19 protein-coding genes and 1 tRNA gene are annotated in these 19,740 nt (G+C 68.2%); 8 read left to right on the top strand and 12 right to left on the bottom strand.

The window, feature by feature from the left end; genetic code table 11:
• Nucleotides 1–17: 17 nt before the first annotated feature.
• Nucleotides 18–473 carry a DUF5814 domain-containing protein gene (locus tag NAF06_RS09730; protein ID WP_008583837.1) on the bottom strand — a complete coding sequence of 152 codons (456 nt, stop codon included), beginning with the start codon at nucleotides 471–473 and terminating at the stop codon, nucleotides 18–20.
• A gap of 164 nt (nucleotides 474–637) precedes the next feature.
• On the opposite strand from NAF06_RS09730, the gene NAF06_RS09725 reads away from it, so the two are divergent.
• Nucleotides 638–710: transfer RNA gene (locus NAF06_RS09725), tRNA-His, on the top strand.
• 169 nt (nucleotides 711–879) lie between these two features.
• Nucleotides 880–1,329, top strand: coding sequence for an FKBP-type peptidyl-prolyl cis-trans isomerase (locus tag NAF06_RS09720; RefSeq protein WP_008583838.1), 450 nt, complete (start codon nucleotides 880–882; stop codon nucleotides 1,327–1,329).
• Between the two features lie 106 nt (nucleotides 1,330–1,435).
• On the opposite strand, the gene NAF06_RS09715 is transcribed toward NAF06_RS09720, so the two are convergent.
• The 3 genes from NAF06_RS09715 to NAF06_RS09705 form a co-directional block, all read right to left on the bottom strand.
• Nucleotides 1,436–1,996 (bottom strand): hypothetical protein, encoded by a 561-nt coding sequence (locus tag NAF06_RS09715; RefSeq protein WP_008583841.1) that lies wholly within the window; start codon nucleotides 1,994–1,996, stop codon nucleotides 1,436–1,438.
• A 119-nt stretch (nucleotides 1,997–2,115) separates the two neighbouring features.
• Complete coding sequence (locus tag NAF06_RS09710; protein ID WP_008583843.1) at nucleotides 2,116–2,850, bottom strand: MBL fold metallo-hydrolase; 735 nt, start codon at nucleotides 2,848–2,850, stop codon at nucleotides 2,116–2,118.
• Nucleotides 2,851–3,003: 153 nt separating this feature from the next.
• Nucleotides 3,004–4,179: an HD domain-containing protein gene (locus tag NAF06_RS09705; protein ID WP_008583845.1), complete on the bottom strand. Its 1,176-nt coding sequence runs from the start codon at nucleotides 4,177–4,179 to the stop codon at nucleotides 3,004–3,006.
• 102 nt (nucleotides 4,180–4,281) lie between these two features.
• Here NAF06_RS09705 and NAF06_RS09700 point away from each other — a divergent pair, with 102 nt between their 5' ends.
• A complete protein-coding gene (locus tag NAF06_RS09700; RefSeq protein ID WP_251106153.1) occupies nucleotides 4,282–4,917 on the top strand; it encodes an IS6 family transposase in 636 nt (211 codons plus the stop codon).
• 336 nt (nucleotides 4,918–5,253) lie between these two features.
• Here the strand turns inward: NAF06_RS09700 and NAF06_RS09695 are convergent, their stop codons facing one another.
• Complete coding sequence (locus NAF06_RS09695; RefSeq protein WP_008583871.1) at nucleotides 5,254–6,939, bottom strand: Na+/H+ antiporter NhaC family protein; 1,686 nt, start codon at nucleotides 6,937–6,939, stop codon at nucleotides 5,254–5,256.
• Between the two features lie 156 nt (nucleotides 6,940–7,095).
• Here NAF06_RS09695 and asd point away from each other — a divergent pair, with 156 nt between their 5' ends.
• Complete coding sequence (gene asd / locus NAF06_RS09690; protein ID WP_008583873.1) at nucleotides 7,096–8,142, top strand: aspartate-semialdehyde dehydrogenase; 1,047 nt, start codon at nucleotides 7,096–7,098, stop codon at nucleotides 8,140–8,142.
• Between the two features lie 468 nt (nucleotides 8,143–8,610).
• Here the strand turns inward: asd and NAF06_RS09685 are convergent, their stop codons facing one another.
• Entirely contained in the window at nucleotides 8,611–10,590 is a 1,980-nt protein-coding gene (locus tag NAF06_RS09685) for a 3-hydroxyacyl-CoA dehydrogenase/enoyl-CoA hydratase family protein (RefSeq protein WP_008583875.1), read from the bottom strand.
• Between the two features lie 165 nt (nucleotides 10,591–10,755).
• On the opposite strand from NAF06_RS09685, the gene NAF06_RS09680 reads away from it, so the two are divergent.
• Nucleotides 10,756–11,361 carry a DNA-3-methyladenine glycosylase family protein gene (locus tag NAF06_RS09680; protein WP_008583877.1) on the top strand — a complete coding sequence of 202 codons (606 nt, stop codon included), beginning with the start codon at nucleotides 10,756–10,758 and terminating at the stop codon, nucleotides 11,359–11,361.
• A 13-nt stretch (nucleotides 11,362–11,374) separates the two neighbouring features.
• Here the strand turns inward: NAF06_RS09680 and NAF06_RS09675 are convergent, their stop codons facing one another.
• The gene (locus tag NAF06_RS09675) at nucleotides 11,375–11,821 is read right to left on the bottom strand and encodes a ribbon-helix-helix domain-containing protein (protein ID WP_008583879.1); all 447 of its coding nucleotides are present in this window, start codon (nucleotides 11,819–11,821) and stop codon (nucleotides 11,375–11,377) included.
• Nucleotides 11,822–11,905: 84 nt separating this feature from the next.
• A complete protein-coding gene (locus NAF06_RS09670; RefSeq protein ID WP_192813807.1) occupies nucleotides 11,906–13,258 on the bottom strand; it encodes a putative ATP-dependent zinc protease in 1,353 nt (450 codons plus the stop codon).
• A gap of 138 nt (nucleotides 13,259–13,396) precedes the next feature.
• On the opposite strand from NAF06_RS09670, the gene NAF06_RS09665 reads away from it, so the two are divergent.
• The gene (locus NAF06_RS09665; protein ID WP_008583882.1) at nucleotides 13,397–14,476 is read left to right on the top strand and encodes a succinylglutamate desuccinylase/aspartoacylase family protein; all 1,080 of its coding nucleotides are present in this window, start codon (nucleotides 13,397–13,399) and stop codon (nucleotides 14,474–14,476) included.
• Nucleotides 14,477–14,523: 47 nt separating this feature from the next.
• Here NAF06_RS09665 and NAF06_RS09660 read toward each other — a convergent pair whose 3' ends face one another.
• The 3 genes from NAF06_RS09660 to NAF06_RS09650 all read right to left on the bottom strand — a co-directional run bounded on the left by NAF06_RS09660 (nucleotide 14,524) and on the right by NAF06_RS09650 (nucleotide 17,094).
• Nucleotides 14,524–15,030: a DUF7979 domain-containing protein gene (locus tag NAF06_RS09660; protein WP_008583885.1), complete on the bottom strand. Its 507-nt coding sequence runs from the start codon at nucleotides 15,028–15,030 to the stop codon at nucleotides 14,524–14,526.
• Between the two features lie 602 nt (nucleotides 15,031–15,632).
• The gene (locus NAF06_RS09655; RefSeq protein WP_160162873.1) at nucleotides 15,633–15,806 is read right to left on the bottom strand and encodes a hypothetical protein; all 174 of its coding nucleotides are present in this window, start codon (nucleotides 15,804–15,806) and stop codon (nucleotides 15,633–15,635) included.
• Nucleotides 15,807–16,296: 490 nt separating this feature from the next.
• Entirely contained in the window at nucleotides 16,297–17,094 is a 798-nt protein-coding gene (locus NAF06_RS09650) for a pirin family protein (RefSeq protein ID WP_008583887.1), read from the bottom strand.
• 119 nt (nucleotides 17,095–17,213) lie between these two features.
• Here NAF06_RS09650 and NAF06_RS09645 point away from each other — a divergent pair, with 119 nt between their 5' ends.
• Together NAF06_RS09645 and NAF06_RS09640 are read left to right on the top strand one after the other, a co-directional pair.
• Complete coding sequence (locus NAF06_RS09645) at nucleotides 17,214–17,822, top strand: class I SAM-dependent methyltransferase (RefSeq protein ID WP_008583889.1); 609 nt, start codon at nucleotides 17,214–17,216, stop codon at nucleotides 17,820–17,822.
• Between the two features lie 16 nt (nucleotides 17,823–17,838).
• Nucleotides 17,839–18,258 (top strand): hypothetical protein, encoded by a 420-nt coding sequence (locus tag NAF06_RS09640; protein ID WP_008583892.1) that lies wholly within the window; start codon nucleotides 17,839–17,841, stop codon nucleotides 18,256–18,258.
• Between the two features lie 65 nt (nucleotides 18,259–18,323).
• On the opposite strand, the gene NAF06_RS09635 is transcribed toward NAF06_RS09640, so the two are convergent.
• Nucleotides 18,324–19,724, bottom strand: a complete 1,401-nt coding sequence (locus NAF06_RS09635; RefSeq protein WP_008583894.1) for an OFA family MFS transporter — start codon at nucleotides 19,722–19,724, stop codon at nucleotides 18,324–18,326.
• Nucleotides 19,725–19,740 lie beyond the last annotated feature (16 nt).

Here is a 19,740-nt window from a genome sequence, read left to right as displayed (position 1 = left end):
ACCGAACGCTCCGATCGCTACCCGGACAGCTCCCGCTTCCGCTTTCGGGCCCGCTCGGACATCTCGCCGTTGCCGTCGACGTCGGCGAGCGTCTCGATGGCCTCCAGCTTCCGGACGGAGTCGTCGAGGAACGAGAGCACGTCGCCGGTGTACGCGTACACCATGTAGTCGTCGGTCATCACGTCGACGATGGCCTGCGGCCCCAGTCCCTCGGCGCGCAGTTCGAGGACGTAGCGCATGAACTTCTCCTCGGGGCAGCCGCAGTAGGGGTTCGAATCGCAGTCGCAGTCGAGGAAGTCCTCGGCGAAGTCGAGGACGCGGTCCCGGGTCGTCTCGTCGAGCTTCGAGAGGCCGTCGCCGGTGAACAGCAGATCGAGCGTCGCGCCGGCGAACGCCCCCTTGGGGATGTTCGTTTCCAGCTGGGAGGCGAGCTGCCGGTGGTTCTTCACGTAGATCTTGTCGGTAAAGGCCACGAGTTGGCGTCGTTACGCCCGCGACCCTCAAAAACGACGCGGTGGTCGAGAACGGGGCCGGCGGCCGGGTCCGACGCGCCATCCACCCACGGTCGCCACTCTCTGCCACGCCGTCCGGGAGTCGTAACCGTTATTTATCGAAGCGGGGTAGTTGACGACGCGTGTCCGGGTTAGGGTAGTGGACTATCCTTCAGCCTTGTGGAGGCTGAGACGCGGGTTCAATTCTCGCACCCGGACCTTCTCGTGGCGAGCAACACCGCGAGCCGCGAGGCTCCGCGGAGAATTGAACCACGCGAGACGAGCGGAGGGTCTCGCCGCGGGCGGGCCGCGACCGCCGTCCGCGCTACGACGGCCTTTCCCGTGTGGCGCGTCTTACCTCCGTGTGGCGATATCTACTGGCGATTCCGTGACGCTGGAGTACATCGGCCGACTGGACGACGACGAGACCATCTTCGACACCTCGCGGGAGGACGTGGCCGCGGAGACCGGTCTGGCGGAGGCACAGCCCGACAGGGAGTTCGCGCCGCTGACGGTCGAAGTGGGGGCCGAGGAGGTCATCGAGGGAATGGACGAGGGACTCGTGGGGCTGGAGTCCGGGGAGACGGCGACCCTCACTATCCCTCCTGAAAAGGCGTACGGCGAGCGGACCGACGAGCGCGTTCGGGAGTTCGAGACGGAGCAGCTCCGAGAGATGCTCGGCGGACAGCTCCCCGAGGAGGGCGACCAGCTCGAAGCACAGGGCGGTCAGTTGGGCGACGTGGTCCACGTCGACGAGGAGGTCGTGCGGGTGGACTTCAACCCCGACCTCGCCGGGGAGACGCTGGAGTTCGAAATCGAAATCCTGAACGTCGACTGATCGCTCGGGGACCGCAACGGCGGTTCGCGCCGGCGTCCGTCCGCGCGGACGCGGCGATCCGGTCGAAGCGGGCTGCGCTCCGGGACCCCGCTTCGTTTGCGGTCTCTTACCGCAGCCCTTCGAGGATCTGGAGGTAGCGGAACCCGGTCTCGCTGTAGTCCTTCGTCGACGAGCCCGCCGCCTCGCGGAGGTCGGTCATCCGCGCCGTGTACGTCTCGTTGAGCACGAGCCGCACCGTGACGCCGTGGTCGGCCTCGATCCGCTCGGCGACTTCGGCCAGCCCGTCCGTTTGATGCCCTTCGCTGACGTAGGGTGCCCACAGCTGTATTTCGGCCAGTTCGAGGTCGTCGAACACCCCCCGCAGGTAGGCGACGATGCGCTCGAACTTCTCCGTGATCCGCTCTAAGCTGTACTGGTAGCTGTCGTCGCCGTAGTCGGCCCACTGGTCGGTGTCCGGCGACCCGGAGTAGAGCTGCCCGTCGAGGTGGGTGATCACCTCGCAGGCGAAGATCCGCTGGCCCTCCGGCGTCGACTTCACGCCGAGCACGTCGAGCTCCATCTGGTCGCCCCGCTCCATCGACCGCTGGTTGTACGTCACGAGGTCGCACGCCTCGATGACGCGGAGGTACGCGCCGACCAACTGCTCGCCGGGCTGCGGTTGCGTCATGAGAGGGGGTGTTCGCGCCGGCTCATAAACCCTCCCGGGCCGCCGGTCGGCGGCGGTGGTCGTCGGGTACCGCAGAGAGTCGAGTCAGACGGAGACGAAAACTCCGGGCAGGCGCGGGGTCAGAACTCGATCCGCTCGCCGTCCTCCGGGACCAGCACGTCCGCCGTCTCCGCGCGCAGTTCCTCGCGCGACAGCAGGCAGTGGTTGATCGCCTCCATGTGGACCACGGCGACCGTGGCGTCGGTGGCCTCGCGCACGGCGGCGACATCGTCGACGCCCATCGTGATCGGCTCTCCTTGGTTGAACCGCGCCGCGCCGCCGTTGAGGAGGACGGCGTCCGGGTCGAACTCGGCCAGCGTCTCCGCGACCGGCTCGTACCACACCGTGTCGCCGGCGACGTACAGCGTCTCGTCACCGTCGAGGACGAACCCCGAGACCGGTCCCATCCGCTCGGCCAGTTCGCCGTGGCCGTGTCGCCCCGGCGTCCGGCGGAGGGTGACCCCGTCGAACGACGCCGTCTCCTCGACGGGTCGCACGTCGGTGAACCCCTCGTCGACGAACGCGTCCGCCTCCTCGGGCTGGCAGAACAGCGGCACGTCGTCGTCGAGCGTCTCCCTCGCGGGCTCGTCCCAGTGGTCGGGGTGGCGGTGGGTGACGATCACCGCGTCGTGCGAGGTGTCCACGTCGGGCATCGGCACGAGCGGGTTCCGGCGGTCGTTCGGGGTGTCGTCGATCGGCGGCGTCGCGCCCTGCTCCGCGAACAGCGGATCGACGAGGAACGTCGTCCCGCCGACGGTCGCGAGGACGGTCGCGTTGCGAACGAGGGTGACGTCCAGACCGGTGTCTGTCGACATGGTCGCCCTTCGGCGAGCCGCGGGTTGTGGCTTACGACGGGGGCGATCCGGGCGAGCGGCGCGTCCCGTCTCGCCCGCCGTGCGGCCGGGAGCGACGACCCGGTCAGAACGACCGACGGACCCGGACGGGGACTCGGGCGTCTCTCACGGCTATCACAGCGCGAAGTACTCCTGCGCGGCCGATCGCACGGCGTCGACGTCACTCCGCGGGGAGTACACGCCGAGGGTCGTGTTCCGCCGCTGAACGTCGACGAGGTGCGACGGCGTCGGCGAGATGTCCGAGAAGTCACGGATCCCCTCCGGCATCGCGATGCGGACGTTCGTACTCGCCTCGCTCGGAAGCGACGGCAGGTCCACTATCACGTGATGGTGATGGACGCCGGCCTCGGTCGCGATCCGCTCCTCGATGCGCGTCGGATCGTCGTGCTCGGTCGCAATCTCGCGGACGGTTTCGCGCCCGATCGTGTTCTCGTTGACGTAGACCGCGCGTTTGTACAGGTTCCGATTCGCGATCCGGGTGTACAGCCGGTCGCTGGCCTGCCCGGGGAGATTCTCGTGTCCATCGTACTCCAGCAGGTGGGTGTGGAGCTGGTAGTCGTCCCACGTCAGAACGTCTTCCGCCGTGTACAACGTGTCGTCGAGGAACCCGTCCACCGCCCGTCTGAGCATCGCCTCGGCGATCCGCGTCGCGTGGTGCCCGGCGATCGTCTTCATCATCCTGAGCCGAGCCGCGAACATGTCCTCGATCGCCTGTACCGCCTTCTTGTCGAACACTATCTGCTCATCGCGTATCTGCGCGAACTTGACGATCGTCTGGACGTCGACGCTGCTGTTCTGGAACCCGGTCCGACGGGCGTCGCGTTGAAGATAGTCGAGTCGGTCAGCGTCGATGTCCCCGGCGACGACGTCGTACTTCGTCCGCCCGTGAATTATGTCGATGACGAACTCGGGATCCGGGTCGTAGTGGTCCTCAAGCTCGCGGATGACCCGCTCGGACTGGCGCTCGTGTTCGAACCCCAACCGCTCCTCAATCACCTCTTCGAGGGCGTGCGAGAACGGGGAGTGGCCGACGTCGTGGAGGAGTCCCGCGATCTTGTACGCCTGTACCTCGTCCTCGGGCAGTCCCAGCGACGCGGCCAGTTCGCCGGCGAGATGCATGACCCCCAGCGAGTGTTCGAACCGGGAGTGCGTGGCGCTCGGGTACACCGCGTCCGACAGTCCGAGGTGGGCGACCCGGCGGAGTCGCTGAACCGGCGGCGTGCTTATCACACTCAGTTCCGTCTCGTTGGCGGTGATGAAGCCGTAGAGCGGATCGCGGATGTTCTTCACTAGCCACCCGTCTGTTCAGGCGTATCTAAACGTTTCGGGAGGGTCCAGGGCGGTGTTCAGATAAGGTTTGAAAGGTGAGGCGGTGCGTTTTCAAAGTGATCTATGCCCGAAAACGACCGCCTCAGCGGCTGTTTAGACGAGATCAACTTAGAGTTTGTGGAGCGAGAGGCAACACCGAAACTGTTGATGAAGCTCAGTATTCAGCTCCATTTGTCTGGACTGTCGCTTTCGAATACTGTTTCATTTCTTGAGGTATTCGGTGTTGATCGAGTTCGATCCACCGTTCATAACTGGGTACACAAAGCCGATCTACAGCCGGAAGCTGGTCGGAGCCCGAATCACGTTGCGGTTGACGAGACTGTGATTCAGCTCGATGATGAACAATACTGGCTGTACGCTGCTGTCGATCCTCAGTCAAACGATTTGCTACATACAAAGCTTGAGCCAACAAGAACGAACGTGATCGCAGATCAGTTCTTCACGGAACTCCGCGACAAACACGACGTAGATGACGCGATCTTTCTCGTTGATGGTGCGGTTCCACTCCACCGAGCTTGTGACAAACACGGCCTCGATTTCAGATACGAACGACATGGAAATCGAAACAGCGTCGAACGTGTTTTTCGTGAGATAAAACGCAGAACTACCAGTTTCTCAAACTGTTTTAGCAACGCCAAAGCAGAAACAGCAAACGAGTGGCTCAGATCGTTCGCCTTCGCATGGAATCAGCTTATCTGAACACTGCCGGGTCCAGCCACCGGCGGCGGGCGACTCCGTCGCGTCTCGGTCCGTCCGGTTCGTCATCCGTCCGACTCGGCTCTGGCGAGACGGGTTACCGTCGCTGTCCGTGGATATCGAAGTGTACGCCCGCGACACTAACGACCGGTCTCATCTCCGGCGGCGTGCCGCGTCGACCGGGAAACCCTCGTGGCGGGCGGTCGCCTGCGCGGCGACGGGCGGGTCGCGTGTGCGACCGATGTGACGCGCCTGGGTTCTCCGCGCTGTCATCGCTCCCATCGGGGAGTACTCGGGCGGGGACTGATGGCGCGCACCCGTGCTTCGGCGTCGGGCGGCTTAATCGTCCTGTTCGGTCCCCGCGACGACGACGCGCTCGCCGTCGTCGGTCTGCGCCTCGCGGACCGACACAGGGTTGATCCCGCGGCGGCGCGCGTCGAACTCGGAGAGGAGGTAGACGAGCGCGACGAGCAGGAGGACGCCGGCCGGGAGCAGCACGAACGGCGTGACGCCGAAGAAGCCCCACACGAGAAGCAGCGTCACGGAGACCAGCCCGACGGTGACCGCGTAGTAGATCTGGGTGCGGACGTGGTCGACGAGGTCAGCGCCGGTGAACGTCGCCGACAGCACCGTCGTGTCGGATATCGGCGAGCTGTGGTCGCCGAATATCGCCCCGGAGAAGATGACCCCGACCATCACCGCGACGAGGGTGTGACCCGCCGCGCCGCCCCCGCTGACCTCCCAGGCGATGGGAACCGCGACGGGCGTCATGATCCCCATCGTTCCCCACGAGGTCCCGGTCGAGAAGGCGATGAAGCCGGCGACGACAAAGATGAGTGCCGGCAGGACGGGTTCGGGGACCGTTCCAACCGTCGCCTCGGCGACGTACCGGCCCGTCTCCAGCGCGGAGATGACCTCGCCGATCCCCCACGCCAACACGAGGATGGACACCGCCGTGAGCATGATTCCGAACCCGTCGACCACGTACTCGGTCGCGTCGCCGAGGCCGAAGATCCGGTAGACCTTCCCGAGCACGAACCCGGACAGCACCATGCCGAACGCGCCGATCATCAGCGCGGTCGCGAAGTCGGCCCCGACGACGGCGTTCCAGAGTCGGTCGCCCGCGCCCCCGAGGTCGGCCGCGAGGAGGTCCGACAGGAGGCCCGTCGCCGTGAGGCCGCCCGACCAGAGCGCGGTCGCGACCGTGACGGCGATCAGGACGGCGACCGGCGCGAAGAAGTTGATCAGCCGCGGCGTCGACGCCGGCGGCTCGCCCAGTTCGCCGGCCACGTCCTGCATCGGCTTCGCGCCGTCGCGGGTGACGCGTCCGCTCGTCCACGACCGGTGTTCGGCGGTCAGCATCTCGCCGTAGTCGCGGCCCCACAGCACGACGATGGCGACCATCGCGACCGCGAGGATCGCGTACATGTTGAACGGGATCGACGCGAGGAACACCTCGAAGGTGCTGGGCCGGTTCGCCTCGGCGACGCCGGCCTCAGCGTACCCGTCGTCGATCAGCGACAGCTGGAACGCGACCCACGAGGAGATGCCGAGCGTGGCGACGGGCGCGGCGGTCGAGTCGACGACGTACGAGAGCTTCTCGCGGGAGATCCGGAGACGGTCGGAGACGTCTTTCATCGCCGAGCCGACGATCGTGGTGTTGGCGTAGTCGTCGAAAAAGAGGATCACCCCGAGCGCCCACGCGGCCATCCCCGCCTTGCGCTGCGTGTCGAGGCGTTCGATCGCCCAGTCGCGGACGGCGTGGGTCCCGCCGAGGTTCCACACCATTGCCACCCCGGAGCCGAGCAGCAGCGTGAACACGAGGATGGTCGCCTGGAACCCGTCGTCGGCGACGATCGCCGCGACGATCCAGTCGAACGTCTGGACGATCCCGAGCCCGCCCGTGTAGATCACCGCCCCGGACCAGATCCCGAGGAACAGCGAGAGGATCGCCTTGCGGGTGGCTATCGCCAGCGCGATGGCGAGCAGCGGCGGGACGATCGAGAGCGCTCCGAACTCGGACATACCGCCGCAGTACCACGCACGGGTATTTAACTTGGGCTGTCGACCGGGAGGTCGCACCGCGGGACCGGACCGACGTCCCGAGACCGCGTCCGTCGCGCCCGGCGGAATCGACGCGTATCCGAACGCACTTACGTCCCTGTCACGGACCCACGCGCAATGTCAGTCCGAGTCGGCATCCTCGGCGCGACGGGCGCTGTGGGCCAGCGGTTCATCCAGTTGCTCGACGATCACCCGACCTTCGACCTCGCCGCCGTCACCGCGAGCTCGGAGAGCGCGGGCGACACCTACCGCGAGGCGGCGAAGTGGCGCGTCGACACCCCCATCCCGGAGGACGTGGCCGAGATGGAGGTCGCCGAGACGACGCCCGAGGGGATCGCGGGCGACGACGTGGATCTGCTCTTCTCGTCGCTGCCCTCGGGGGTCGCCGCAGAGGTCGAGCCGGCGTTCCTCGAAGAGGGATACGTCGTCTCCTCGAACTCCTCGAACGACCGGATGGCCGAGGACGTACCGCTCACGATCCCCGAGATCAACCCGGACCACCTCGACCTCATCGAGGTCCAGCGCGACGAGCGCGGCTGGGACGGGGCCCTGGTGAAGAACCCCAACTGCTCGACGATCACGATGGTGCCGACGCTCGCGGCGGTCGACGAGTTCGGGCTAGAGAGCGTCCGCGTCTCGACGCTTCAGGCCGTCTCCGGGGCGGGCTACTCCGGCGTTACCTCGATGGAGATCATCGACAACGCCATCCCGCACATCGGCGGCGAGGAGAACAAGATGGAGACGGAGTCGCGCAAGCTGCTCGGCGAGTTCGACGGCGCGGCGGTCAGCCTCCACGACGCCGACGTGGCCGCCTCCTGTAACCGGATCCCGACGCTCGACGGCCACCTAGAGAACGTCTTCGCCGAGTTCGCCGACGACCCCTCGGCCGAGGACCTCCGCGAGGCGATGCGCTCGTTCGAGGGCGCGGGCGACCTGCCCAGCTCCCCCGACCAGCTCATCAAGGTGTACGGCGGCGACGAGCCGGAGCGCCCGCAGCCCCGCCTCGACCGCACGTACGCGGGCGGGATGGGCATCGTCGCCGGCGGCGTCCAGTCGACCGACGCCGGCGCGAAGTACAACTGCCTCGCGCACAACACGATCCGCGGCGCGGCCGGTGCCTCGCTCCTCAACGGCGAACTGCTCGTCGAGGAAGGGTACGTCTGAGCGGCGAATCTCCCGGCGGCGACACTCAGATTGCGATTTTTCGAACGAGAGGAACCCGAAAAGCGACGGCTCCGCTGTGCGGCGGCGCGTGCCTGCGAGCGTGCCGCCGAAGGCGGCCGCGAGGAGCACGCGCGAGGGAGTCAGTCGCCGGAGCGTAGCGAAGGCGACTGACGAGGCTGGGGAGGTGTGAGGTGCGGTTGCGGTGCGGGGACGGGACTCGAAGGGGCAGCCGGGAGGCGGGCGTAGACGGCGCAAGGACCGCAAGAACGAGCGAAGCGAGTGACGAGGACCGCAGCGAGTGTACGCCCGCCTCCCGGCCGGGGCTTCGGTGGTCGTGTTCCCAGCAGCAACTGCGTCGTAGCAAGCGGCTGGGACTTCTCTGACGGCTACCCCTCCCAGAACTCCGCAGTTCGCGTCTCACCGGTCACCCGGTGAAACAGAGCCGTTACCGTCGGCCTCAGCGGAGTTCTACTTCCCTTCGAACTCCGGCTCACCGTCGCCCATGAACGCCGTGACGCCCTCGATGAGGTCGTCGGTGTTCATCACGTGGCCGAAGCCCATCGCCTCGACCTCCAGCCCGGCCTCGGCGTCGGTCCGGCCGGCGTGGATCGCGCGCTTCGTGTACTTCTGGGCGATCGGCGGGCCGCCGGCGAGCTGTTCGGCCAGCTCGCGCGCCCGCTCGTCCAACTCGTCGTCCGGCACGACCTCGTTGACGAAGTCGTAGTCGGCCATCGTCTCCGCGTCGTACCGGTCGGCGGTGAGGATGATCTCCTTCGCGCGGCCCTCGCCGACGATCCGGGCGAGCCGCTGCGTGCCGCCCCACCCCGGAAGCAGGCCGAGGTCGAGTTCGGGCTGGCCCAGCTCGGAGCGCTCGGAGGCGATCCGCATGTCCGCGGCGGTCGCGAGCTCCATCCCGCCGCCCAGACAGTAGCCGTCGATGGCCGCGATCACGGGCTTGTCGGACTCCTCCAACTTGCCGAACGTCTGCTGGCCCTGTCGGGAGAGCTCGACCGCGTGGATCGGGTCCGCGCCGCCGGCGGCCATGCTCTGGACGTCCGCGCCCGCGGAGAAGGCGCGGTCGCCTGCGCCGGACAGCAGGATCGCGCGCACCTCGTCGTCCTCGTCGAGCCGGTCGATCGCGGTCGAGAGCTCGTCGAGCACCTCGCCGTTGACGGTGTTCATCCGGTGGGGGCGGTCGATCTCGACGTGAGCGACCCGCTCGTCGACGGAGACGTTCAGCACCTCGTAGTCGGGGCCGTCGCCGTCCTCGCCGTCGCTTCCGTCGGCGCGGAAGCCGCCCGCCTCGGCGGCCTCGCGCAGGTAGTCGGTCGCCTCGTAGCGCGCCTCGCCCGTCTCCTCGGCGAGGTCGTCAAGCGTCTCGACCAAGGCGTCGAGCCCCTCGGCGTCGGCCAGCTTGGCCGGGCCGTCGGGGAAGCCCGCGCCGAGCTTGACGGCCTCGTCGACGTCGTCTGCGTCGGCCACGTCGTTGCCGATCAGGCCGGCCGTCTCGTTGGCCATCACCGCGAGCAGGCGACGGCTGACCGCCTCGTCGACCGCGTCGCTCGGGATCTGCGCGCCGTCGCCGTCCTCGTAGTCGTAGAAGCCCTTCCCGGTCTTCTTGCCGAGGTCCTCCGCCTCGACCTTCTCCGCGAGCATCGGGCAGGGGCGGTAGGCGTCGCCGAGGACCTCGTGCATGTACTCCAGCACGTGATACCCCACGTCGATGCCGACCTGGTCGGCGAGCTCGAACGACCCCATCGGGAGGCCCATGCCGAACTTCGTCGTGGAGTCGACCGTCTCGATGTCGGCGTCGCCGGACTCGACGACCCACGCCGCCTCGTTCATCAGCGGGACGAGGATGCGGTTGACGATGAAGCCGGGGCTGTCCTTGCGGACGCGGACGGGCGTCTTCCCCATCGACTCCGCGAGCCCCTCGATCAGCTCCAGCGTCTCCTCGCTCGTGTGCTTCCCGGAGATGACCTCGACGAGGTCCATCCGCACCGGCGGGTTGAAGAAGTGCATCCCGCAGAACCGCTCGGGCCGGTCGGTGACCTCGGAGAGCTCGGTGATAGAGAGGCTGGAGGTGTTGGTGACGAAGACGGCCTCGTCGGGCGCGTGCTCGACGACCTCGTCGTACACGTCCTTCTTGATGGCCATCTTCTCGGGGACGACCTCGACCACCACGTCAGCGCCGTCGAGCGCGTCTTCGAGCTCGACGAACGCGTCGACACGGTCGAGCGCGGCGTCGGCCTCGTCGTCGCCGATCCGGTCCTTCTCGGCGAGCTTGCCGAGCGACCACTCGATCTGGTCGTACCCCTTCTGGACGAGTTCGTCGTTGATGTCGCGCAGCGACACGTCGTAGCCGGCGAGCGCGGCCACCTCCGCGATGCCGTGCCCCATGTTTCCGGCCCCGAGCACCGTCACGCGCTGGACGTCTTCGAGCTGCATACCTGAGGGTCGGAACCGTCATGGTTGAACGTTTCCATCTTCCAAACGTAAAACGCGCGGTGAGTTTATCTGACGAGTCCGCGGCTTCGGCCGGACGGGGCCGCCGTCCCAATCGGGCGGTGCCGGAACCGAACGTACTCCAGCCTGCGGTCCCGTCGATCGGACATGGACGACGCCGACGATCCGGTGCTGTCGACCCTGCGAGAGGACCCGACGATGGCGGCGCTGGTCGACCGCCACGGACCCCTCGACGTGACGCCCGCGGACGACGAGTTTGCCCGGCTCTGTACCTCGATCGTCAACCAGCAGCTCTCGACCGCCTCCGCGGCGGCCATCCGCGAGCGGTTCGTCGACGTCCTCGGCGGCGAGCCCACGCCCGAGGGCGTCCTCGCGGCCGACGAGACCGCCCTGCGCGAGGCGGGACTCAGCGGGACGAAAGTCGAGTACCTCCGGAACGTCGCCGCCGCCTTCCGCGACGACGAGCGCGCGTTCACCCGGGAGGAACTCGCGGGCGAGAGCGACGCGACGGTCGTCGACCGGCTGACGGAGATCCGCGGCGTCGGCGAGTGGACCGCGCGGATGTACCTCATCTTTGCGCTCGGCCGCGAGGACGTGCTCCCCCTCGGCGACCTCGCGGTCCGGAAGGGGATCGAGCGGGTGTACAACGACGGCGAGGAGCTGAGCCGGGCGGAGATGCGCGACATCGCGGAGTCGTGGCGGCCCTACCGGAGCTACGGGACGCGGTACGTCTGGGCCGAGTACGAGTCCTGATCCGGTGACCGCGTCAGCGGTTCCTGGTCGTCGTCTCCGGGTCGGGCTCGGGGGTCGGCGACTGCTCCTTGGCCGCCGCGTCCGCGCGGTACAGCCGGAGGACCTCTTCGAGGAGGACGGCGTGGCGGTCGCCGGGGACGTACTGGTGGTCGATGAAGTCCTCGGCGTCGCTGAACCGCCCTCGGAGCGCGAGCTTCCGCACGAACGCGACGGAGTCGAAGAACGGCGGGCCGTCGTCGTCGCCGTCGCCGCCCAGTTCCCGCTCCGTCTGCGGGATCACCTCCGCCTCGATGGCCTCGTAGTCGATCGTCTCCGGCTCGTACTCGTCGAGGGTCCGCGAGAGCACGTAGTCGGCCGAGAAGCGGTAGAACTCCGACTTGCTCTCGAACTGCCCCTCCTCGACCAGCGATTCGATCTCCTCGACCACCGGCTCCGGAAACCGAACCGTGCTCTTCACCATGTGCCGTGGCATTGACTCCCTCGGTCTTATAACTTCGTCAAACGGGGGCGTTCGGTTCGGTCGGAGTCGCTTCGACGGCGGCCGTCACTCCTCCTCTAGGATCTCCCCCGCCTCGCCGCGTTCCGCCTCGTCGGTGTCGGCGCGCCGCCGGACGTCGACCCGGTAGTCGGTGAGGATGTCGCGGCCGAGCAGCAGCGGGTACTCCATGTGGCCGCGGTCCTCGACGCTGGCGGTGACGGTGTGCTGGTTGCCGCCGATGCCGATGACCAGGTCGACGACGGGACGCGCCTTCCCGCCCTTCACGCTGCCGGACTTGACGCGGGTCATGCTCTTGATCGGACCGGCACCGATCTCGGCGGCGAGCTGGGTGTCGATGCTCGTCCGGGTCGCGCCCGTGTCCGACTTCGCGAGCGCCTGCGTGGAGCCGGAGGTCCCGGTGACGACGACCTCCTCGATGTAGCCGATGTCGGGCTGCTCGGAGGGGGTCGGCTTCGGGGCGGGCGCACAGGAGGGCCGCGAGTCGTCGAGGCTGGCGGCGACGCGCTCGACCGCGTCGTCGTCGACCTCGCCGCCGACGGTCTCGATCGCGAGCTTCGCGATGTACGGGGCGGGGCTGGTCCCGGTCGCCTCGAAGAGCCCCTTGAAGCCGGCGGTGGGGTTCACCTCGAGGACGTACCAGCCGTCGTACCCCTCGACGAGGTCGACGCCGGCGTAGTCGAGGTCCATCACCTCGGCCGCGTAGAGCGCGGTGTCCGCGGCCTCGTCGGGCATGTCGTCCGTGGCGTCCTCGACCGCGCCCCCGAGCGCGACGTTGGTCCGCCAGTCGCCCTCCGGCGCGTAGCGGTACATCGAGCCGACGATCTCGTCGCCGACGACGTACACGCGGAGGTCGCGGTGCTTCTCCGAGTCGCGCTCGATGAGCTTCTGGAGGAACGCCTGCCGGTTCCCCACCTTGGGGTTCACGCGCTCCGTGAGATCGACCTTCCACGTCCCGCCGCCGTGAGTCCCGATCGCGGTCTTGTACACGCCCACGTCGCCGAAGCGCTCGCGGCCCTCGTTGAGGCGGTCGTTCGAGAGCGCCAACAGCGCGTCGGGCACGCGGATGTTCCAGTCGGCGAGCGTCGCGGCCGTGGCGAACTTGTGGATCGACGCCAGCACCGCGTCCGGCTCGTTCAGCATCGGCCGGATGCGCTCGAAGGTCGTCGCCAGCCCCAGCAGCTCCGCGGGCTGGTCGGTGTTGGACAAGAGCAGGCGGTTCGCGATCACGTCGACCGCGGGCTCGACGGACACCTCGCCGTCCTCGACGCTGACGGCGGCGTTCTCCTCGCGGAGCCACACCGGCTCGTGGCCGAGGTCCTCGACCGCGTTACAGATCGCCTTCGTCTCCTTGCTGTTGTGTAGCGACAGCACTCCCACCCGTACCGAGTCCGAACTCATACGAGTCCCTGCGTGGGGACCGCTAAAAATACGACCGATCGGTGCGTTCGAGCGACGGAGTGGTCCGGTCACGGAGTCCGCCGGGGCTCTCGCCGCCGGGTCGCCATATATATACCCGCCGCCGTGTTCCGCTCCGGCATGGGCGACGACCGGGCGTTCACGTACAACGGCGGGGCGGTGCCGCCCGGCGAGACGCAGAACATCCGCTACGGCATCAGCGAGACGTACCTCGGCGACCCGGTGCGGATCCCGGTCACCATCGTCAACGGTGAGCGCGACGGGCCGACCGTCTTCCTCACCGCGGCCGCCCACGGCGACGAACTCAACGGCATCGAGGTCGTCCGCGAGGTCGCCCACGAGTGGGACCTCTCGGAGCTGGCCGGAACCCTCGTCTGTCTCCCCGTCCTCAACGTCCCCGGCTTCCTCGCGCAGCAGCGCTACCTCCCCGTGTACGACCGCGACCTGAACCGGTCGTTCCCCGGGAAACCGGGGTCGACGAGCTCGAAGCGCATGGCCCACCGGATCTACGAGAACTTCATCGCGCCCTGCGATTTCGGTCTCGATTTCCACACCTCCACCCGCGGGCGGACGAACATGCTCCACGTCCGCGCGGACATGACCGACGAGGCGGTCCACCGGCTCGCGCTGGCGTTCGGCTCCAAGGTGGTGATAGACAGCGACGGGCCGGGCGGCACCCTCCGCGGCGAGGCGACCGACGACGGCATCCCCACGATCACGATCGAGATGGGCGAGGCCCACCGGTTCCAGCGCCCGCTGATCGACGACGCGCTCGCCGGGGTCCGCTCCGTCTTCGCCGAGTACGGCCTGCTGGAGACCGACACCGTCCGCTGGCCCGGCTGGCGGACGATCGTCGCCGGCGCGGGCGAGAAGACGTGGCTGCGCGCGGACTCCGGCGGCATCGTCGACACCCACTTCGAGAGCGGGTCGCTCGTCCGCGAGGGCGAGCGGATCGCGACGATCACCAACCCGTTCAAGCAGGACGCCGTCGCGGTCGAGGCCCCGTTCACCGGCCTGTTGATCGGCCTGCTGGAGAACCCGGTCGTCTACCCCGGCAACCCCCTGTGTCACCTCGTCGAGATCGGCGAGTCGACCCGGCGGGCGATCGAGGCCGGCGACGCGCCGACGCCCGTCGGCCAGCCGGAGCCCGTCGGCCAGCCGGAGCCCGTCGGCCAGCCGGAGCCGACCGCCTCTCGGTAAGGGTCGGCGGGGTGGAGCGGTCGCCGGCCCAGTAGTCTCCAGTTTCGTCAGTTCTCGCCGAGCCCGAGCGCGACGCCGGCGAGGACCACGAGGAAGCCGCCGAGGAACGCCACCGGCTGGAGCAGGGCCCGCTGGGCGACCACGGCCCCGGGTTCGCGCTCGACGGTCCGGGTCCAGAACTCGTACCGCTCGCCATCGTATTCGACGATCAACAACCCGTTGCCCGGCGTCGGTTCGGCCGGGTACGACAGCGAGTCGACGCGTTCGTCGGGGTCCTCGACGCCGAACCCGCCTTCGGGCGAGTCGTGGGCGCGGTCGAAGGCCGCCCGCGCGTCGGGCGCGAGATCGGCGTAGGCGACGACAGCGTCGGAGTCGTTCCCGGCCTCCGGATCGACCGGCGACTCGGGACCGACCGGGGAGCCCTCGCCCGCCGGCTGGACGGTGTGGGTGTACGCGGGGTCCGGCTCGCCGATCGCGACGGGGAGGTACAGCGGGTTCGCCATCAGGCAGACGCCGAGCCCGAGGAGGCCGACGACGGCGAGCGGGGTGCGCATATCGCTTTCGGGTTCGGCGGGCCGGGTGTTGAGGCTTTCCGACTCGGCGGGCCGGTCGAAGGGCGATCGGTCGGTAGCGAGATCATATCGGCTTATACTATGGTGACGTTTGTTATATAAGGCGTGAAAATACATCTCACAGGAGTTCTATCTCAGCATACCTCGACTACTCATTGAAAAAGAAATATGAACAGCATCACATATGGTATACTTCGGTATGCCGCATTGCTTGTAGCAATTTGGACGATCTTCTTCGTTGTTTTATATATGACCGGCCGACGATCGCTGCTGTACGTGACGGTGAACGCAGTAATATCACACAATGTGTTGTACTATATCTATGACATCCGGAATCGGGAGTGAAACTGACAGCAAGTTACTATTTGGTTGTAGGGAGTTCTCATCCGGACTGTATGCTAAAAGCTGGTCGGTACTCAGGGCTGTGTGAACCCTTCTGAGTTACTCAGGCGATACACCGGCGATATCGCCCACTTCAGATAGCGTGGTCGAAATGACGAACCCGACTGACAAGCCCTGTCTAGATCCAATTTGGCTCCAGTAGGATCGCCAGCCGCTGAGAGATTGTCGAAGTCGCGTCGTGCCTACAGCCCGTCGCTGTTGCCGACGAGTCCGCCGACGGTCGCGCCGAGGGCTCCGCCGATCGCCGCGCCGAGCACACCGAAGAACACCCCGCCGGCCAGCAAGAAGAACACTAGTGGAAAGAGGATATCGACGGGGCTCGGTCTTGAATTCCCTTCCGGCTTCGGTTCGTCCACGGGGATCCGTGCCGACGCTTCCGAGTAAGCTGTTTCGGCCGATTGAGCCCGTACCCGTCGGGGAGCGCGAAGATACGATGATGCTTCCGGTTATTCCCGAGTGATCGACACGACCACCGAAGCCCCAGCCGGGAGGATGGCGCACGCTCGCTGTCGTTCGAGACGCCTTCGGCGTCTCGTGATGACGAGAGAGCTTCGCTCTCTCGAACCACGCTCCTCAGTCGCTCGTTTCACTCGCTCCTTGCGGTACTTACGTCCCCTGGGCCATCCTCCCGGCAGCGAGAATCGAAGATTCTCCGGCAGCCGGCGCGTAGCGCCGGCGACTGCCCCTTCGATTCCCACCGCGCACAGCACCTCACGCCTCCCCAGCCTCGTCGCTGGCGGTCATCGCTTCGCTCGACCGCCAGCGACTCCCTCGCGCGTGCGGTTCGCGGCCTACCGGCCGCTCACCGGCACGCGCCACCGCACCGCTTATCGACGGTCGAACGGACTACCGCCCGATAGTTCCCTGCCGGGTCACGGGCGCGTCAGGGTCGATCAAGAACGCCACGACGGTCGCCCCCTCCTCGCCCGCGGTCACGGTCGGCGGCGCGCCGCCGCCGGTCCAGACGACGCTCTCCGTCTTATCGAGCGCGACGCCCTCGGTCGACTCGTCCGCGTCGGCCGCGGGGTCGCCGCCGACGCCGGCAGATCCCTCGAAGACGTACACGTAGGCGTCTCTGCCCTCGATCTCGGGCAGCATCGCGCTCGCGTCCGCGTCGAGGCGGGCGTCGAAGCAGTCGACCGCGTTGCGCACGGTGAACGGGTGGTCGGAGCCGGCGGGCGCGAACACCCGCCGCCACTCGTTCGGCTCGGGGTCGGGCAGCGGGCCGTGCTGGATGCCGGGCTCTAAGCCGAACTCCCGCGGCCGGACGAATATCTGGAGCATGCGGAGCGGCGGGTCGTCCGCGAGCGTCTCCTCCGCGTGCCAGAAGCCCGCCCCAGCGTTCATCACGAGGAGGTGTTCCGGGTCGGTGACGAGTTCGTTCCCCTCGCGGTCGTCGTGGCGCATCACGCCCGCCGGGACCCACGAGACGATCTCCTCGTCGCGGTGCTGGTGCATCCGGATCAGCGTGCCCGGGTCCATGAACGACTCGACGACCGTCGAGAGCGGCCCGTAGCCGTGGTCGTCGTGGTCGGGGAGGTTTCGCCCGGGGAAGTTGAACCGAGTGCGGAACTTCCCCTGGTCCTGAAAGACCTTCGAGCGGGGGGCCGGGAAGAGGTCGCGGTCAGCGGTAGTGGGTTCCATTACCAACTGGTAAAACGCCGCCGGCAAAAAACCGTCCGGTGGCGGTGAGCGCCCGCGAGCCGCGCTCTCGCCGCTGACGGCGACGGTCTCTTGACTCCGGAGCCCCACCTTCCGATATCGTGACGACCGTTCTCTCGGACCGCGACCGCCGGAAGCGCGACGACCGCCCGGACGGGACGTTCTACGACGAGCCGCGGTACGTCACCCACGCGGACGACGCCTTCCTAGAGCGGCTGACGGCCCTGTACGCGTCCGTGACCGAGCCCGGGGACCGCGTCCTCGACGCGATGAGCAGTTGGGTGTCGCACCTGCCGGCGGTCGAGTACGACCGGGTCGTCGGCCACGGCCTCAACGAGGCGGAACTGGCCGCCAACGACCGGCTCGACGAGTTCGTCGTTCGCGACCTCAACGCCGAGCGGTCGCTCCCGTTCGCCGACGACGCCTTCGACGTCGTCTGCTGCGCGCTGTCGGTCCAGTACCTCCAGTACCCCGGCCCGACGTTCGCGGAGTTCGCGCGCGTCCTCGCGCCCGGGGGGACGGTCGTCGTGAGCTTCTCGAACCGGATGTTCCCGACGAAGGCCGTCCGCGCGTGGCGGGCCGCCTCGATGGCCGAGCGGGCCGACCTCGTCGAGCGCTACCTCGACGCCGGCGGGTTCACGCTCTCGGACCGGATCGCCGAGCGCCCGGGCGAGGACCCCTTTTACGCCGTGGTGGGGTCGCTCCGGTGACGACCGGAGCCGCCCCGTGACGCCGCGCCGGATCGGAGCCGCCGTCGTCGACCTCGCGCTCGTCGCGCTCCTCGGGGCGGCGGCGCGGCTCACGCACGTCCTCTGGTACCGCGCGTTCGACGCGAGCGTCGCCGGCGACCTCGCCGGCTCGGTCGCGCTCGGGGCCGTGTTCGGTGCCGGACACGTCCTCGTCGCCTCCGGCGACCGCGTCCTCACGCCGGCGGGCCGAGACGCGGACACCGACTCGCGGGTCCCGCGCCCCCGGTCGGTCGCCGTCGCGGTCGCGGCCGGACTCCTCCTCCACGCCTCGCAGGCCCCCGCGTTCACGCCGTTCGGACTCACCTCGACGGGGGTCAACCGCGTCCTCACCGTCGGCGGCGTCGCGCTCGGACTCTGGTCGCTCGCCGCCCGTCGAGCGGCGCGCTCGGGGTCGTGACGGAGAGGAAGGGTGGGAAGGGGAGAGGCGAGAAAGCGCGGGGCGCGACCCGCTCGGCGTCCCGCTCAGTCCGCGGCCGCCGGCTCGGCCGACTCCAGCCCGGAGCCGCTCGGCGGTCGGAGGACGAACACCGCCAGCCCCGCGGCGATCGCGAGACCGCCGCCGAGGACGAACGTGGGGGTCCAGCCGAACGTCGCGACGAGGTAGCCGGCGACGGTGCCGGCGAAGACGCCGCCGCCGACCTTCGCGGTGTACAGCACGGCGTAGTTGCCCGAGGAGTTGGCCGCGCCGTAGTAGTCGGTGAGCAGCGACGGGAAGTAGACGAAAAGCGGCGACGAGAAGAACATCGCGCCGAGGACGAACGCGACGAAGACGGCCCCGCTGCCCGTCCGACCGGCTCCCACCAGCCCGACCCGGAAGAGGCCGGCGAGGATGAACGACCCGGCCATCACGCGCTTGCGGTCGAACCGGTCGATCGCCTCGCCGAGGATCAGCCGCGAGACGCCCGCGGCGACCGGCAACAGCGTCGCGGAGAGCGTCGCGACGAGCGCCGCCAGCCCGAAGTTCTCCGCGAACCGGACCACGTTCGCGATGACGAGGAGGTCCGCGCTCGCCATCGCGATGAACATCGCGTACAGCAGCCAGAACTGCCACGTCGAGAGCATCTCGCGCGAGGTGTAGTTGCGGCCGCGGAGCGAGGCGGCGAGCCCCTCGTCGCCCCCGCCGTCCTCACCGTTCTCGCCGTCCTCCGCGTTCCCGTGGCGGTCCAGCCAGTCCTTCGGCGGGTCCCGGAGGAGGAACGAACCGACGAGCGTCACGACCAGGATTCCGATCCCGATGTTGCGGAGCACGTCGCCGTACGCCGCCACGGTCGCGTTCGCGCGGACGTACGGGACGACCAGCGCGCTCCCGGCGGCGAACGCCATCGTCCCGACGCCGGTCGTCAGTCCCGTCCGGTCGGGGAACCACTTGACCGCGGTGTTGACCGCGACGGTGTAGACGATGCCGACGCCGACCGCGCCCAGCGAGTACAGCAGGTACAGCTGCCAGAGGCTCGTCGCGTACGCCAGCCCGATGTACCCGCCGCCGGCCAGCAGCGCGGCGAGGAACGTGATCGCCCCCGGCCCCCGGCTGTCGCGCCACTTCCCGGCCGGGAACTGCGAGAGCGACTGGAACACGACGTAGAAGGAGAACACCGCGCCCAGCGCCGGCAGCGCGATGTCGAGGCTGTTCGCGAGCGGCTGCTCGATCGACGACCAGACGTACTGGTAGGGGCTCACCGCGGCCATCATCCCGGCCGCGGCGGCGATCTGCCACCACCGCGAGAAGCCGAGGACGTCGGCGGCGCGCCCGGCGTAGTCGACGCTGCCCTGCGACGGCGAGCCCCCGGGATCGGACTCCGGATCTCCGGCCGATCCGCCGGCGTCCGACTCCGAATCCGCGCTCGATTCCCCGGAATCACTCATCGTCGTCGGTCCCCGT

The sequence above is a fragment of the Halorubrum hochsteinianum genome, assembly GCF_023702125.1.
In the GTDB taxonomy this organism is placed as follows: domain Archaea; phylum Halobacteriota; class Halobacteria; order Halobacteriales; family Haloferacaceae; genus Halorubrum; species Halorubrum hochsteinianum.
Note: the sequence above shows the minus strand (reverse complement) of the source record. Positions and strands in the feature narration are given on the sequence as shown.

Coding starts and splice junctions, on each gene's coding strand:
- NAF06_RS09715 (WP_008583841.1), bottom strand. CDS start 1,996: ATGACGCAACCGCAGCCCGGCGAGCAGTTGGTCGGCGCGTACCTCCGC.
- NAF06_RS09710 (WP_008583843.1), bottom strand. CDS start 2,850: ATGTCGACAGACACCGGTCTGGACGTCACCCTCGTTCGCAACGCGACC.
- NAF06_RS09700 (WP_251106153.1), top strand. CDS start 4,282: ATGCCCGAAAACGACCGCCTCAGCGGCTGTTTAGACGAGATCAACTTA.
- NAF06_RS09695 (WP_008583871.1), bottom strand. CDS start 6,939: ATGTCCGAGTTCGGAGCGCTCTCGATCGTCCCGCCGCTGCTCGCCATC.
- asd (WP_008583873.1), top strand. CDS start 7,096: ATGTCAGTCCGAGTCGGCATCCTCGGCGCGACGGGCGCTGTGGGCCAG.
- NAF06_RS09685 (WP_008583875.1), bottom strand. CDS start 10,590: ATGCAGCTCGAAGACGTCCAGCGCGTGACGGTGCTCGGGGCCGGAAAC.
- NAF06_RS09680 (WP_008583877.1), top strand. CDS start 10,756: ATGGACGACGCCGACGATCCGGTGCTGTCGACCCTGCGAGAGGACCCG.
- NAF06_RS09675 (WP_008583879.1), bottom strand. CDS start 11,821: ATGGTGAAGAGCACGGTTCGGTTTCCGGAGCCGGTGGTCGAGGAGATC.
- NAF06_RS09670 (WP_192813807.1), bottom strand. CDS start 13,258: ATGAGTTCGGACTCGGTACGGGTGGGAGTGCTGTCGCTACACAACAGC.
- NAF06_RS09665 (WP_008583882.1), top strand. CDS start 13,397: ATGGGCGACGACCGGGCGTTCACGTACAACGGCGGGGCGGTGCCGCCC.
- NAF06_RS09660 (WP_008583885.1), bottom strand. CDS start 15,030: ATGCGCACCCCGCTCGCCGTCGTCGGCCTCCTCGGGCTCGGCGTCTGC.
- NAF06_RS09650 (WP_008583887.1), bottom strand. CDS start 17,094: ATGGAACCCACTACCGCTGACCGCGACCTCTTCCCGGCCCCCCGCTCG.
- NAF06_RS09635 (WP_008583894.1), bottom strand. CDS start 19,724: ATGAGTGATTCCGGGGAATCGAGCGCGGATTCGGAGTCGGACGCCGGC.